Origin of the sequence: Marinilabilia rubra, from assembly GCF_003121985.1 — a bacterium.
Classification (GTDB): domain Bacteria; phylum Bacteroidota; class Bacteroidia; order Bacteroidales; family Marinilabiliaceae; genus Marinilabilia; species Marinilabilia rubra.
On the sequence record NZ_QEWP01000005.1, the window covers coordinates 168,303 to 183,951 of the forward strand.

Sequence of the window (15,649 nt, forward strand, 5' to 3'; positions counted from 1 at the left end):
TAAGTACAATTGTTTGGTGCAAAGTTAACCACGAAAAGGAAAATCCAATCAATTGACATCAATGCAGGATTGAAATGAGCTTCGGGGCTAATTCGAGTCTTCAATTGGCAAGAAGACTGACACAACCGTCCCCCACTCTGGCTCAGATTCAACCTCCACAACCCCATTCAAAACAGAGACATAGGATCTGGCTATAAATAAGCCCAACCCATTTCCTGGAAAACGTCTGGACAATGAAGCATCCTCCTGGAAGAACGGTTCAAAAATTCTTCCCCGGACAGCAGGAGGAATCCCTACGCCAGCGTCTTTAATCTCCACCTTTACCTGGCCCTCCATTTCTTGTAAATTAAGGCATACTGGCGTTTTCCTGGAAAATTTTAAAGCATTATGAAGAATTTGATAAAAAACTGATTTCACTTTTTCAAAATCCAGGAAAACCTCAACATCCCCCAAAAAATTCAGTACAATCTGCCTTCCGGAAAACTCACCTGAATTATCGACCAATGATTCCATCACGTCTTTAATCACCTCATTCAAACTAAATCTGCTTAAAGAAACACTGGTCTCTCCGGAAAAAATTTCTGAAGCCACTAGTATATTATCAAAAGTGCGCAGCAGTTGATCTCCGGCATCCACCGATAAATCAATCAATTCAGAAAGCTCAGCTTTGCAGCTCATGGATTTGGCCACAGAAGTAAAACCCAAAATGCCATTTAAAGGAGTGCGAACTTCATGGCTCAGGTTTCGAATAAAAGACAATCGGTATTCGTTTAACTTTTTCTCTTTCTCCAGTGCCTGCTCAAGACGTTCATTTTTTAAAAGAAGATCCTCCTTCAGCTTTCGGTTCTCTCTCCGAAACTGACTCATCTCAACAGCCCTGTCAATGGTGTTTTTCAACTCCTCGTGATTCCAGGGTTTTTGTACAAAAGAAAAGATACAATGCATTTCAAGCGCACGGATCACCACATCAATATCGGCAAAAGCAGTCACTACAATAAAGGTAAGCTCAGGATGATCAACCCTGATTTTTTGAATCAAAGAAAGACCATCCTTTTCAGGCATTTTGTAGTCTACCAAAACCACGTCGTAATTCTGCTTATTAATCAGATCAATAGCAAGCCGCCCATTCAAAACCGTATCAATATTATAAAATTTGGAATAGGAGGCTTTAAAACCAACCAGATTATCTTTTTCATCATCTACAAATATCACTCGTGGCTTATCCATCACATCTCAAAAAAATTAACGGGTTTGGTTCATGTAAAAAACATCTCACTAAGATATTATTAATTTCCGCTCTTTTTACTTGACCGGAAATCTAGAGTCAAGTCAAGCATAGTATGACGGCCCAAGTCTTGCTCTTTCTACCTTCTGCTTCTCAAAAAAAAGGCTCACGTAGCTACACTTATGCTTACTTTTTTATTAATTTGCACAAGGAAAAAACAGCGGCTGCTTAACGGACATCCCTCACTGGACAGGACAAGCCTGCATTTTTTCATAAAAAGACCCAAAAGCTCCACCGACATCTGGTTCGGCAAAAACTGTCCCCGGTGTGCGCCGAATCAAAAAAACATTGGAATCTAAAACTTCTCAAACTCATGGGGAGAAGTTTCACCCTGCTCTTCCTGGCTAAAGAAGTTTGCACCTTCAGAGGACAGTGATTCTTCCACCTCCATAGCCCCCAATCCTCCGGTTGAAGGTGAATTGAACAGAGACTGATTACCTCTACTTCCGTCCATTTTAAAGTAACTAATTAAATTCCGTAATTCATCAGCCTGATTGGACAATTCTTCCGAACTGGAAGCCAATTCTTCAGATGCAGCTGCATTTTCCTGCGTTACAGAATTCAATTGCTGTAAGGCGCTGTTTATTTGCCGGGCACCTGAATTTTGTTCTCCACTTGACATTTCTATTTCACTTACCAGTTCGGCCGTATGGTCAATATGAGGCATCACCTGCTGCATCTCCAACCCTGCATCCGATGCCAATTTATGACTTAGATGTGCTAAGTTCACAATTTCAGCAGCAGCTTGTTTACTTTTCTCGGCCAACTTTCGCACTTCGGCGGCCACTACAGAAAAGCCCCTTCCGTCTTCTCCTGCCCGGGCTGCCTCAACAGCAGCATTAAGAGCCAATATATTCGTTTGAAATGCGATGTCGTTTATGACACCAATTTTATCAGCCACCTCTCTTCCGACCTCTGTCGCTTTGGATGCGCCACCAGCAACTTTATTAATTCCTGAAATTACTTTTTGAGAATAGTCGCCGGTTTTTTTGGCATGACTAAGGTTTTGGTCAATATTGGCAGCCATTTCTTCCATGGAAGAAGATACCTCTTCCAGAGAAGAAGCCTGCTCAGATGCCCCCTGGGAAAGTTGCTGTGACGTACTGCTCACCTGGCTGCCGGCACTCGCCAGATTATTAATACTTGAGGCAACCGCACTTAGCGTTTCACGAATCTTCAATCCCATGCCGTTAAGGGTACGTATTAAATCTCCAATCTCATCATTTAATTCAAGATCGCTTATAGATGCCCGGAAAAAAAGATTACCACTTGCAAAGTTATTCGCAAGTTCTTTCATTCTGCTTATGGAACTGGTAAGATATCTGCTAAAGAAATATACAACTAAAAGACTAACGATAATCATTGCCCCGATCAAAACCAGCATAAAAATCACAGAAGACTTATATAGATAAGACACCCTCTCACGGAGAGCTGATTTCATTTCTTTCAGGGTTGAATCAACTTCGTCCCCAAGAAAAAATGCTGAGTCAATCTGATCGGCCTGCTTAAGCTTAGAAGAACGAAAGCGTTCGGCCGATTTTTTATTTTCTCCCAACATTGAAGAGACCTCAGAGTACCCATACTTCTGAGCCACCTCAGCTGCCTCTTCTATTTTGGCTGCATAGTTTTGAAAATATGTCTCATTACCCAATGATAAATAATAGGCACCCGCCAGTCTTCCCTGAATAAAAGCCTGTTGAACAGGGTGCCGTGATGAGATGCTATAATCAAGAAAAAACGCCTCCAAACGATCATTCTGCTGTCTTTGTTCCTGTATTAAGTATTGCTGAAGCAGAAGCTCTTTCTTCAGGTCATGGATAACGGACTCAAATTGAGATAGTTTTTCCGAATAAGAATCCTGAAAGTCCAATTGCTCGTTGTTTTCCAAAACTGTTGCAAGGCTATCCAGCTTCACCTCTACAAAATCAATGTTATTCAAACTTTCATGGTAAAAGGTGGTATCCCTCTGGTTTAAAAACTCCACTAAATTAAGCCGGGCCATTTGCACTTTTGTTTCTAATTCACTAAAAACAACCAGTCGCTCTTCATTTTGAACCATGGTACGCAAAGCCTGCACGCCCAATAAGGAAGTCACCGTTCCTAACAATAAAACCACGCCAAAAGCAAGACCCAGCTTAACTCTTATCTTTAAATCTTTAATTCTCATACTCTTAATGTTTTCTTTTAAAAAGGCCGCACACTCTCACTTTATCTTTCTTAAAGTCTATTTCGATAGAAAGAAACATGCAGCACGCTTAATATTTCCTTTTGTTAAACTTTTTGTGTCGCGTTATAAATCACAATAGATTGGTAGATTTTCAGATATAAGATTTAAGATAAATCCTATGTCATTGATAATATGATCATTAGAGTCACCACCACGCTACTTGTAAGCAATTAACAATCGGACGATTATAAAACTTTAACGAACTGTTGTAAATCAACGACCTGCGGGTTTTGAATTTCGGATTAAAATGACTGAATTACTTAAATCAATCCACATACCAAAAAGACCAAGAAACTGAATTACAAACAAAAGGCAGAAAAGCACCCTCATCCAAACACAAAAGCTCCACGATATTTCAGGTTAATTCCGAAATATCGTGGAGCTTTCAATTTATTCACCTAACCGGGCTATTAAGGCCGCATTATGCCCAGTTTCTTCATCCTGGACTCCAATGTACTGGGATTCAAGCCCAATAAGTTAGCTGCCCCTTTATCTCCACGCACACGCCATCCCACTGATTCAAGAGTTTTAACAATGTGTTTTCTGGTTACCTCATCCAAAGTAGGAACTGTATTGGTTCTATATTGGGCCTGATTCACTCCTGGCTTAAACCACTCACCCACAACCAACTTGCCATCTTCACTTAAAATATGTGCCCTTTCTACCACATTTGACAATTCCCTGATATTTCCGGGCCAGTGATAATCCATCAAAATAGAAAGTGTGGATCTGGGCACCGTATCTATCTTTTTACCGGTTTTGCGGTTCAATTTTTCCACAAAAAACCTTACCAGCAATGGAAGATCCTCCATCCTCTCTCTCAAAGGTGGAATTTCAACAGGAAAAATATTCAAACGATAAAAAAGATCGTCTCTAAATCGGCCTTTCCCTACGGCATCTTCAAGGTTACGGTTGGTAGCAGTCACCAGTCTGAAATCGGTTTTAATCGTTTTATTTCCCCCCACCCTTTCGAATTCATACTCCTGAAGAACCCTTAATAATTTAGGCTGAACGGCCAAAGGTAATTCACCAATTTCATCTAAAAACAAAGTGCCACCATTGGCTATTTCAAATCTACCATGCTTGGTATTAAGGGCTCCGGAGAAGGCCCCTTTTTCATGACCAAACAACTCACTTTCTATTAATGTCTCAGGAATGGCCGAACAGTTAATGCTTACCAGCAGATTATCCCTTCGGTTGCTTAGCTTGTGAACCAACCTGGCAAACAATTCCTTTCCGGTTCCCGTTTCTCCCAGCAGCAAAACCGAAGAATTAGTCTCAGCTGCCTGATGAATTTGCTTCAAAACTTTAACCAGAGCTTTACTCTTTCCAACAATCTCTCCAGGACGAATAAACTGATTCAAATCCTCTTTAATCAGAACATTTTCCTCCTCAAGTTTCTTTTTCATCTGGAGAATTTCGGCATAAGCTTTTTCCAATTCCTCATTTTTCCGGGTCAATCTGGTCACCAGTTCTTTATTTTCCTGTCTCAGGTGACAAGTCTGAATGGCATTCTGAATGACTTGTTTTAATTCATCAAAATCCCAGGGTTTCAAGACATATCCAAAAACACCCCCCAATCGGATGGCTTCAAGCATTACATCCCGGTCATCGTAAGCCGTAAGCATGATAACAGGCAGCTCGGGCCGTATTTTCGACAATTTACCGGCTAATTGAAGCCCGGTCATTCCGGGCATCCTCTGGTCAGTAACAAGGACCGATACTTCAGGTTTCTGCGCAATTTGCCGGGCTTCTTCAGGATTGGAGGTTACGATAACCTCAAACCACTTTCGAAAACCCATTTTGAAGGTGATTAAATTGTCCGGTTCATCATCAACATATAAAACCTTCATCATCAAATCTTTTCTCAACTCAATATTATTAATCAAACTTTTGTGCAAGCAGTGCTTTCTTCAGCTAAAAAATATAATGGCCCAGCCCTTCTAAGTTCCGGAGTCAAGCAGAACAACTCTGACAACAAATCGGTTCAACCTTATTCTTACTTCTGTGGTAAAATAATTTTAAAAGACGCGCCATCTCTCTCCCTGCTTGTGAAAGATATCTCTCCATCGTGATCTTTTATCATACTTTCTACCAATGCCAACCCCATACCTGTACCCTCATTAACCGATTTTGTTGTAAAAAAGGGGTCAAAAATCTTTTTCTGCAGCTCAGCGGGAATCCCGGCTCCATCATCAGTTATCCGAACACTTATTTGCTTTTGACGCTTCAACCAACCAGTTTCTATGGTAATATTTCCTTCTCTCTGGATGGCCTGAATGGCATTCATCAGCAAGTTGACCATTACCTGACTCAACTTTCCGGGGAAACACATTATCAGTGGAAGCGTCTCAAAGTTTTTATGGATCGCTATCCGGTGTTTATATTTATTTTTCAGAATTACCAGGGCCGATTCAATAATTTCATGAATATCAGCCCTGGATTTAACCTCCTCATCCATCCGTGAAAAGACCCGGAGCCCCTTCACAATATTAGTAGTACGGTTAACCCCATTTTCGATGGCTCCCATCAACGATTTTAAATCAGACATTAACGATTCCACTGTGGCTTGGTTATTTTCTGGTTTGACCTCATCCTCAAAACCTTCACCGGCGGTATACTGATGAATCTCTTTCACAACTTGTTCAAGTCCATGCATTCCGCTGCTGATAAAATTCAAGGGGTTGTTCATCTCATGGGCTATGCCTGCTGTAAGCACTCCCAATGAGGCCATTTTCTCCGACTTAATCAGCTTTCCCTGGGTAACCTTAAGTTTTTCAAGGGTATTTTCCAATTCCTGTTTCTGATTGACCAGCATTTCATTCACTACCTGCAATTCGTCATTAGAGCTAATCAGCTCCTCATTGAGTTGATGAATCTCAGTGGTTCTCTGATCCACCAATTGTTCCAGATTTTCTTTATGGAGCATCAATTCGTCTTCGAGCTGCTTCATTCTGGTAATATCCTGATAACATCCCAAAACTCCTTCGATGGATCCGGAGGCAGAGAAATAAGGGATAACACTTGCCATTATGTATCTTTTTCCAGCCCCGGGTATTTGCAACCACATTTTCAAATTCAAAATTGGCTTCCTGGTTTTTAAAACTTCAATATACAATCCCTTATAGAAATCTGCATCCTCTTCCATCAAGAGATCATAATCGGTTTTACCATGCAATTCAATCTCCGATTCATACCCCAAATCCTCCAGAAAGGAAGCATTTCCTCCAACAAACTGCAACTCTGTATTCTTCCAGAAAATCCTCACCGGCACAGCATCCAGGATGGTTTCCAGAAAGTCGTGAATTTCATCGGCACGGTGACCGGCCATTATTTTTTCAGTCTCATCAAATAAAATAGCCACAACGCCGGTAATCGAATTATTCTGCTTCAAGGGAGCTAAAATCCGGTGGAAAAATTTTGTTTGCCCTGCATTTTCGATCCGCTCTATTCCGTCAAAAGCTTCTCCTGTTAAAACCTTATCGTACATCCATTCTCTCTCTTCCTCCACGCCCAGCTTTAAAGGAAAATCACTGACATACTTATCTTCATAACTGCCCCATTTTTCAATGCTGTACCGGCTTTGAGCCAATATTTTCCGGTTCTTATCGAACACCCAGAGCTCAAAAGGCATGCTGTTAACAACCGATGAAAACAAATCATCTCTGTAACGAAGTTTGTTTTTTAAAAACGCTATTTCGGAGAAATCCTCAACAATCCCCCAAAAGCTATTTTGGCCGGAATCAGAAAGAGAATCAACGAAAAATGTCATGTTTGCAAAAATCATCTTCCCGCCAGGCTTCTTTATCTGCCGGTTATTGATGGTAACCTTCTCTTCACCTTTCAACAAATTCCTGAGAATAGTCCGACGCTCTTTTCGAGGTAAAACAGTTTGGTCTTCATCCAAAAAGTTAATTGCCAGGTCAACATTTTTCAGCCCCACCAACCGGAGTAAAAACTCATTAGCATCTACAACTTTTCCATCTTGCGATAGTCGAAAGATGGCAACAGGGATTTTTTTCCAAAAAAATTCAGACAGTATTTTCTCCGAAGACATTAATTATCAATTTAGCATTTATTGCAAAATATTTTCTGCTCAATACAAGATTCAAGCATACGTATAATCTTTTCAAAAAGTTAACCACGATGTTCAAAAATGACCATCTATTTTTTAAGATTCTTCCCGGGTCTCGATGCTTCTGTAAAACCAAATTCCTATAACCCGAAACAATATGACACCATTATTTTTAACATTCTTTATCTATCTCCAATCTAAATAGAAATTAATTCACCAACCGCCCACTCTCAGGCCATTTCAATCATAAACAAAAACTTATAATGGTTTTTTGTTTGCAATTAAAAAAATAAGCCCCTATCTTACAATAACAATAATTAACAGATTGATTTAAAAAAACAAACTGGAGATAATAGCCTCAAAAAAACAAACAGGACCCTAAATTACCGCCTCTTACAAAACAGCTCACAAAACGAAAAACATTTTTTAACAACTAACCAAAAAAACATGAAGTATCTTCTTTTATTGTCCCTTATTTTGGTATTTAGTTGTCGAAATACCAACACACAGAAACAGGATGCTAAAAACAATGAAACCAACTCCGTGGAAATGGCACCTGAAAATGCGATGAAATTCATCGTCACCATTGAAGGGATGACCTGTACAGGTTGCGAGCAAACCATTCAGAATTCAGTAAAAACAGTGGACGGAGTTATTAACATCAAAGCCAACCACAAAAAAGGCATGGCCTCAATAACCACAGATCCCGGACAAACAGATACAACGCTTATAAAGCAAAAAATTGAAGAAGCCGGATATCATATTACATCCATATCTCAAAAAAACTAATCCCCCAATCTTTTAATGAGCAATGGGGGTGAAAAATAAGTCCACATTATCAGACTTCAATTCTTTTCTTTTCCAATATGAACGAAAAATCTCAATCAACACCAGAGGGAAACGATCCGCAAAAAGAAGCCAGGAACAAATCGAGACGTGATTTTCTGAGACGTTTTGGTCTTGCCGGGGCAGCAGCTGCTGCAGGGGGGGCTGCTCTATATTCAGGTTATCAATACGAAAAGGCCAAGGGAAAATCGGAAATGGTGCGTGTTTTGACTGATGACAACAGACTGGTTATGGTTCCACGGGACCAGATTCAGGAATCAAAACCCGATCAGGCCTTTCTCCAAAAACGGGGACGCAAAGGTTTGAAAGGTCACCGCTGGGTAATGGTAATCGACTTGTCTAAATGCCGTAATGCCCGGCAATGCGTAAAAGCCTGCCAAAAGGCTCACCATCTTAGGCCGCATGAATACCACATCACAACTCTGGAAATGCAGGACGGACCTAATACCGCCCCCTATTTCATGCCAAAGCCATGCCAGCATTGCGACAATCCACCTTGTGTTTCGGTTTGTCCGGTTGATGCCACATTCAAAAGGCAGGATGGAATTGTTCTCATCGACAACGAAAGGTGCATTGGTTGCCGGTTTTGCATGTCGGCGTGTCCTTATTCAGCCAGGATGTTCCAATGGCAGGAACCTTTCATGGCTGAAGATTATGAAGAAAACCCTCAACCTTATGACGTGGAATTGAATATTCCGCAAGCAAAAGGAACCATTTCCAAATGCCTGTTCAGTGCCGATCGCCTCAGAGAGGCCGAATTACCTTATTGCGTATCAGCCTGTCCAAACGGGGTATTTTACTTTGGTGATGAAAATGAAGACGCCGTCACCAATGGTACTACCAAAGAAACGGTTCGCCTTAGCGCTCTGCTTAAGCAAAATGCAGGTTACCGCCTCATGGAAGAACTGGGCACCAAACCACGGGTTTATTATCTGCCACCTAAAAACCGGCTTTTCGACTTTGACGATCAACCCTCCTCCTACAAAGGAGACAACGAAGAAAAAGCCTGAGCGACCTAATAAGCAAAGCTGATCACTAAAGCATACAATAATATGGCATTAGCAACACCAAATACCAACCATCAGTTCGAAGAAAAAGCTGCCAGTGACATTATGCAACCGGTGGGCTTAAATATAAAATTTCATGCCTGGATGGGCCTTTTAACCCTGGTTCTAATGGCATGTCTCTACGCCTACTATACTCAGTTACGCGATGGACTCAGCGTCACCGGCCTTCGGGACTATGTAAACTGGGGCATGTACATTGCCAACTTTGTATTTTTTGTAGCTGCCAGTCTGATTGGCATGCTCATCAGCGGGGTACTCGGATTACTGGGATTTCAGTGGATAAAACCCATCGCCCGGATTGCGGAAATCATTGCTGTAGCTTTTGCAGCAGTGGCCGGATTGGTTATTGTTTCCGACATGGGACGCCCCGACCGGCTTCCATTTGTATTTCTTTATGGAAGAGTGCAATCGCCCATTTTGTGGGATGTAACAGTAGTGACAACCTACCTGGTGCTGAGTCTGATGCTTTATTATGTTCCGTTATTACCCGATCTGGCAATTGGCAAGACCCGTATGAACCAAAGCCATGGATGGCTGGCCAAAATTTATGACATCCTTTCCTTGAATTGGAAGCATTATCCCGAACAATACAACATCCTCCACAAAGCCGTCCGGATTTTATTAATCCTGATCGTACCAACTGCCTTTGCCATACACACAGTAACCTCCTGGCTTTTTGCAGTTAATCCTCGTGCGGGATGGGACAGCACCATCTTTGGGCCATACTTCCTAACAGGAGCTTTCGTTGCAGGATGTGCAGCGCTGATCATTGCCATGTATTTTTTCAGGAGCAACTATAAGCTGCATCGCTACATTACTCCCGAACACTTTGACAAGATGGGAAAATTGCTGGTATTGACATCAATCATATACCTCTACTTTAACATCAATGAGTTTCTGGTACCCGGATATAAATTAAAAGAAGCAGATGCTATTCATTTACATGAACTGTTTTCGGGCCATTATGCGCCCCTTTTTTGGGGAACACAAATTTTAGGATTGATATTGCCCTTAATACTTCTGCTCTTCAAACCAATGAGAAAGCCCTTACCTGTTCTGATCATATCCTTTTTTGTGCTTGCAGGAGCATGGGCCAAAAGATACATTATTGTTGTGCCGACAATGGAGCACCCCTACCTCCCCAAACAATATGTACCGGATGAATGGATGCTTTATCAGCCCACATTGACTGAAACGGCCATAACTGTGGGCTCCATTGTACTTGTGCTGATGATCATTACCATTCTGGCCAAATTATTCCCGGTAATACCTATTTGGGAAATTGAAGAAAAACCGAACCAAACGTCCAACCAAACCAACGAAACATCATGATCCGATTTTTTATAATCATACTTTCGAGCTTATTGATTTTTTCTCAGGGCCGGGCTCAATCAGATCAATGGCCGGTTCCTGAAGATGAAGCGGAGCGATTGAGTCCCTTTGCTTTTAATGACTCCACCCGGGAGGCAGGACAGGAATTGTATGATCTTAACTGTGCCAGTTGTCATGGCGATCCCGGAGAGGGAAATTATGCCAATCTGGATCCCCTTCCTGCCGATCCTGTTTCGCCCACCATCCAGAACAACAGCGACGGAGCTTTGTACCACAAAATAACCGAAGGTCGCGGCCAGATGCCAGCATTCCAAAATGTTTTAACACCTGAAGAAAGGTGGTTTGTTGTTTCCTATTTGAGATCATACAACGATGGTTATGTACAGGAAGTAGCGAAAGAGGTAATAAAAAAAGGCTACAAGGGATTGATTCGTATCATGATGGATTATGATGCGGGACAAAACAGAATGATTTCCAAAATAACCGGCATTCAGGATAACGAGGAAGAACCCATCTCCAATGCAAGAGTACGCCTTACAGCAAAACGGTATTTTGGGGATTTGACCCTGGATGGCGAAAAAGAAACGGACAGTATTGGAATGGTTGCTTTTACTATTCCGGAAGACTTACCGGGCGACTCCACAGGGAATGTTCATTTCAGGATAGCCCTTACTGAGCAGGAACTCTACGGGTCTGCAAAAAAGGACACAGTATTAAAAGCTGGCTCACCTGTTATGGCTCCACCACTCAATAAAGAGCGGGCCATGTGGAATACGGTTTGGAAGGCACCGGTATGGTTACTGATATCCTACCTTGGTGCAGTATTACTGATCTGGGGAACCATTTTCTTTATCATTCTTCAAATCAGGGAAATATTTCTAATTGGAAAGAGGAAAGAGTCGTAAGGCAGAGATTGGAAACTAGAAGCTGGAGGCTGGAAGTTAGAGGTTAGAAGTTGGAGGCTGGAAGTTGGAGGTTGGAGATTAGAGGTTAGAGGTTAGAAGTTGGAGGTTAGAGGCTGGAGGCTGGAAGTTGGAGGTTAGAGGTTGGAGGTTAGAGGTTGGAGGTTAGATGCCAGATACTGAAGGTTAGTCTTTGAACCATATTAGACATATAAGGATATATCAGAGGGCCATTAATGAAATGAAAAAACATTTTTCGAGGCCTTCTAAGGATTAACAAAGATCAACAAACAATGGCTATAAACACAAAAAACTAAGCGACATGATTAAATTATCTTCATTGGGGAGAGTGCTCTATGCCATTCCTTTTCTTTTGTTTGGGTTGAACCACATTTTCTGGGTGGATTTTTATTTAGGAGAGTTTTCATCATTCATTCCGCTGGGACCATTCACCGTTGTTACCACCGGAGTTGTACTGATTGCGGCCAGCATCAGCATAATGACCCGCTATTATGTGAAATTTATGGCCTATGTACTTGCGGGCCTGCTGACTCTTTTCATTTTAACAGTTCACCTGCCCCATTTATTTGATGACGTCAGTGACAAAGCAATGGTGGCCTTTGCCTTGCTTAAAGACTTTTCACTTTTGGGTGGATCGCTGATGATTGCAGGCATTTACAAAGAGGAAGACAAGAACCGGACGTTTTTTTAAATTTTAATGACTGCTGAGGCTCGAACCTGCATTTTTCACTGGCGTAAAAAACCAGGCAGACCGGATAATTACCTTTTCCGGATGCAAGTAAAACCAAATCAGACATAATCAAACAAAGGAATAATAGACTGACTCCTTCAATTAAGCCATTAATTATCAAAGATTATGAAACAAATCCTGATCATATTTTTTTTAGCCTTCTTCAACTTTAACGCATTCTCTCAGGCTCCTAACCCCGAAGACATCGAGGTAGGAATTGTAGAGCATTTGGGGGATACCATTCCGTTAGACCTCAAGTTTATGAATGAAGCCAACGACACGGTTACCCTTGGTAGCATTATTGATAAGCCAACAGTTCTCTCATTCGTTTACTTTGATTGTCCCGGCCTTTGCAGTCCGCTGCTAAGTGGTGTTTCGGATGTAGTTGAAAAAATGGACATGAAGCTTGGAGAAGAATACCAGGTTGTCACCATTAGCTTTAACACTAAAGACACACCCGAAAAAGCCAAAACAAAGAAAAAGAACTTTGTACAAAATATCAGCAAAGACAACCGAGAGGCGTGGGTTTACCTAACTGGCGAACAGGAGAATATTCTGACCATTACTGAAGCCGTAGGTTTCAAATACAAACCCCAGGGATTGGATTTTGCACATCCCTCAGCTATTATCCTGGTCAGTCCGGAAGGTAAAATTACCAGATACCTGTATGGCATTAACTTTTTACCATTCGATCTGAAAATGGCTGTCATTGAAGCTCAGGATGGGATTGCCAGACCTACGATCAACAAGATTCTGGAATACTGTTTCGCTTACGATCCGGCCAGTAAAGGTTATTCGCTCCAGATTACCCGTATTGTAGGGGGCCTTATTCTGGGCATCATACTCATTGCACTCACCATTCTTTTAATCAAAGGAAAAAGAAGAACCGCTAAGCAATCATAAACTATGGACCAAACCAATAAATACACCCACACCAGTTATCTGGAGAATGAGGGCCGTTTCAAAGGAATTCTCTCCTGGCTCCTTTCCACCGACCATAAACGCATTGGCCTGCTGTACATGAATACCATCATTGTCTTCTTTTTGGTAGCTGCAGTATTGGGTTTACTAATGCGCATAGAAAAAATGGCCCCCGGGGCTGACATCATGGATGCCCAAACCTACAACGGGGTTTTCACCATCCATGGCATCATCATGATCTTCATAATAGTGATACCAGGACTGGCAGCTGTCTTTGGCAACTTTTTTCTGCCCATAATGATTGGGGCCAAAGATGTGGCCTTCCCGAAACTCAACCTGCTTTCGTGGTACATTTATGTAATCGGTGCCATCATGGGTGTACTCTCTCAATTTGTGGGCGGAGGCGCACCCGATACCGGCTGGACTTTCTACGTTCCTTACAGTGCCGAGTCGGCCACCAATGTACTGTTTGCCCTCACAGCGGCATTCATATTGGGATTCTCCTCCATTCTCACGGGATTGAACTTCATTGTAACTATTCACAGAATGCGCGCTCCGGGAATGGGCTGGTTTAAAATGCCACTGTTCCCCTGGTCGCTCTATGCCACAGCCTGGATTCAGGTACTGGCCACCCCCATCATCGGGATTACACTGCTGCTGGTAATTGCCGAGCGCACCCTCAACATAGGCTTCTTTGATCCCGCATTGGGTGGCGATCCGCTTCTTTTCCAGCATCTGTTCTGGATCTACTCCCACCCGGCGGTGTATGTAATGATATTGCCTGCCATGGGGGTAGTAACAGAGATATTCCCCACATTCAGTCAAAAACCTGTATTCGGATACACCGCCATTGCCATATCCAGTCTGGCCATCGCACTGGTGGGCTACTTTGTATGGGGGCATCACATGTTTACCTCGGGCATCAGTTACTGGTCGAGATGGTTCTTTTCATTCCTCACCTTCATTGTGGCAGTGCCCAGTGCCATTAAAGTATTCAACTGGGTATCCACCATGTATGGCGGTTCTATTGACCTCAAACCACCTTTGCTTTACGCCATATCGTTCATCTTCCTGTTCATGATCGGTGGTTTTACCGGGTTGGCATTAGGATCACTTGCCACCAATGTTCACTTGCACGATACCAGTTTTGTGGTTGCCCACTTCCACTACATCATCTTTGGCGGAATGGGATTCGCCTTCTTTGCCGGCATTCACTACTGGTTTCCCAAAATGTACGGGAGGATGTATAACATTAAACTGGCCAATATTGCATGGGGAATCCTGTTTGTTGGATTTAATGTTTTGTACTTCCCGCTTTTCATCATCGGACTGCAAGGCATGCCAAGACGTTACTTCGACTATTTACCACAGTTCGAAACCGGTCACTTTGTTTCCAGCATTGGTGCATTCATCCTGTTTGCAGGATTGATTCTGATGCTATACAACCTTGTACGGTCTCGGCGTAAAGGTCCCTGGGCCACAGCCAATCCGTGGAAAGGCGTTACTCTGGAATGGCAAATCGAATCGCCGCCCACACACGAAAATTTTGAAACCATACCTGAAATCAAACATCCCCCATATCTCTTCAAGAAGGAGAATGACTAAACCCATTTTATTATGGCAGAAACGACGATACAACAACATCAGGGAGAACATGAAGCCGGAAAACTGGGCATGTGGATATTCCTATTCACCGAATTGTTTCTTTTTGGCGGTCTCTTTCTGGTTTATGCTGTACTCAGGGCAACCTATTCAGCCGATTTTCACCGGGGTGCCGAAGAGCTGGATGCCTTTGTTGGTACCCTCAACACGGTCATTCTACTCATCAGCAGCATGACGGTGGCCATGTCTATTACGGCAATTCGGCGAAAAGAATCGGGTAAAGCATTGCTTTTACTTGTGACCACTATTTTGCTGGCCGGCCTGTTTATGGTCAACAAATACTTTGAATGGAGTCACAAACTGGAGTTAAAAATTTATCCGGGCTCCCCTGTTCTGGAAAATATGGAAAGAGGAGAATTGCTGTTTTTCGGATTGTATTACATGACCACCGGACTCCATGCTCTGCACGTACTTATAGGAATGATCTTACTAACTATCACAGCAGCTAAAGTGAGGTCAAAACAAATAACCTCAGAAAGCTACCTGTTACTGGAGAACGGGGCACTCTACTGGCACCTGGTAGATCTGATCTGGATATTCCTGTTCCCGTTGCTTTATCTGGTGACGTAATGATATAATGA

Annotated in this window: 12 protein-coding genes; 8 read left to right on the top strand and 4 right to left on the bottom strand. The window is 42.4% G+C overall.

All coding sequences use genetic code 11. The features are described from left to right. Positions 1-87: 87 nt before the first annotated feature. The 4 genes from DDZ16_RS08245 to DDZ16_RS08260 form a co-directional block, all read right to left on the bottom strand. Complete coding sequence (locus tag DDZ16_RS08245) at positions 88-1,227, bottom strand: hybrid sensor histidine kinase/response regulator (protein WP_109263976.1); 1,140 nt, start codon at positions 1,225-1,227, stop codon at positions 88-90. A gap of 353 nt (positions 1,228-1,580) precedes the next feature. After that, on the bottom strand, positions 1,581-3,452 hold the full coding sequence (locus tag DDZ16_RS08250; protein ID WP_109263977.1) for a HAMP domain-containing methyl-accepting chemotaxis protein: 1,872 nt from the start codon (positions 3,450-3,452) through the stop codon (positions 1,581-1,583). 470 nt (positions 3,453-3,922) lie between these two features. Continuing rightward, a complete protein-coding gene (locus DDZ16_RS08255; RefSeq protein ID WP_198416687.1) occupies positions 3,923-5,383 on the bottom strand; it encodes a sigma-54-dependent transcriptional regulator in 1,461 nt (486 codons plus the stop codon). Between the two features lie 128 nt (positions 5,384-5,511). Next, entirely contained in the window at positions 5,512-7,569 is a 2,058-nt protein-coding gene (locus tag DDZ16_RS08260; RefSeq protein WP_109263978.1) for an ATP-binding protein, read from the bottom strand. Positions 7,570-8,034: 465 nt separating this feature from the next. Here DDZ16_RS08260 and DDZ16_RS08265 point away from each other — a divergent pair, with 465 nt between their 5' ends. The 8 genes from DDZ16_RS08265 (at position 8,035) to DDZ16_RS08305 (ending at position 15,638) form a co-directional block, all read left to right on the top strand. Next, positions 8,035-8,376 carry a cation transporter gene (locus tag DDZ16_RS08265; protein ID WP_109263979.1) on the top strand — a complete coding sequence of 114 codons (342 nt, stop codon included), beginning with the start codon at positions 8,035-8,037 and terminating at the stop codon, positions 8,374-8,376. 77 nt (positions 8,377-8,453) lie between these two features. After that, on the top strand, positions 8,454-9,443 hold the full coding sequence (locus tag DDZ16_RS08270) for a 4Fe-4S dicluster domain-containing protein (RefSeq protein WP_109263980.1): 990 nt from the start codon (positions 8,454-8,456) through the stop codon (positions 9,441-9,443). Positions 9,444-9,485: 42 nt separating this feature from the next. Beyond that, complete coding sequence (gene nrfD / locus DDZ16_RS08275; protein ID WP_109263981.1) at positions 9,486-10,832, top strand: NrfD/PsrC family molybdoenzyme membrane anchor subunit; 1,347 nt, start codon at positions 9,486-9,488, stop codon at positions 10,830-10,832. Next, entirely contained in the window at positions 10,829-11,737 is a 909-nt protein-coding gene (locus DDZ16_RS08280) for a c-type cytochrome (RefSeq protein WP_109263982.1), read from the top strand. The genes nrfD and DDZ16_RS08280 overlap by 4 nt, the downstream gene beginning before the upstream one ends. Positions 11,738-12,056: 319 nt before the next feature. Beyond that, positions 12,057-12,446: a DoxX family protein gene (locus DDZ16_RS08290; protein WP_109263983.1), complete on the top strand. Its 390-nt coding sequence runs from the start codon at positions 12,057-12,059 to the stop codon at positions 12,444-12,446. A gap of 165 nt (positions 12,447-12,611) precedes the next feature. Next, positions 12,612-13,388: an SCO family protein gene (locus tag DDZ16_RS08295; RefSeq protein ID WP_109263984.1), complete on the top strand. Its 777-nt coding sequence runs from the start codon at positions 12,612-12,614 to the stop codon at positions 13,386-13,388. Between the two features lie 3 nt (positions 13,389-13,391). Then, positions 13,392-15,011, top strand: a complete 1,620-nt coding sequence (locus tag DDZ16_RS08300; RefSeq protein WP_109263985.1) for a cytochrome c oxidase subunit I — start codon at positions 13,392-13,394, stop codon at positions 15,009-15,011. A 12-nt stretch (positions 15,012-15,023) separates the two neighbouring features. Further along, positions 15,024-15,638 (top strand): cytochrome c oxidase subunit 3 family protein, encoded by a 615-nt coding sequence (locus DDZ16_RS08305; protein ID WP_109263986.1) that lies wholly within the window; start codon positions 15,024-15,026, stop codon positions 15,636-15,638. Positions 15,639-15,649 lie beyond the last annotated feature (11 nt).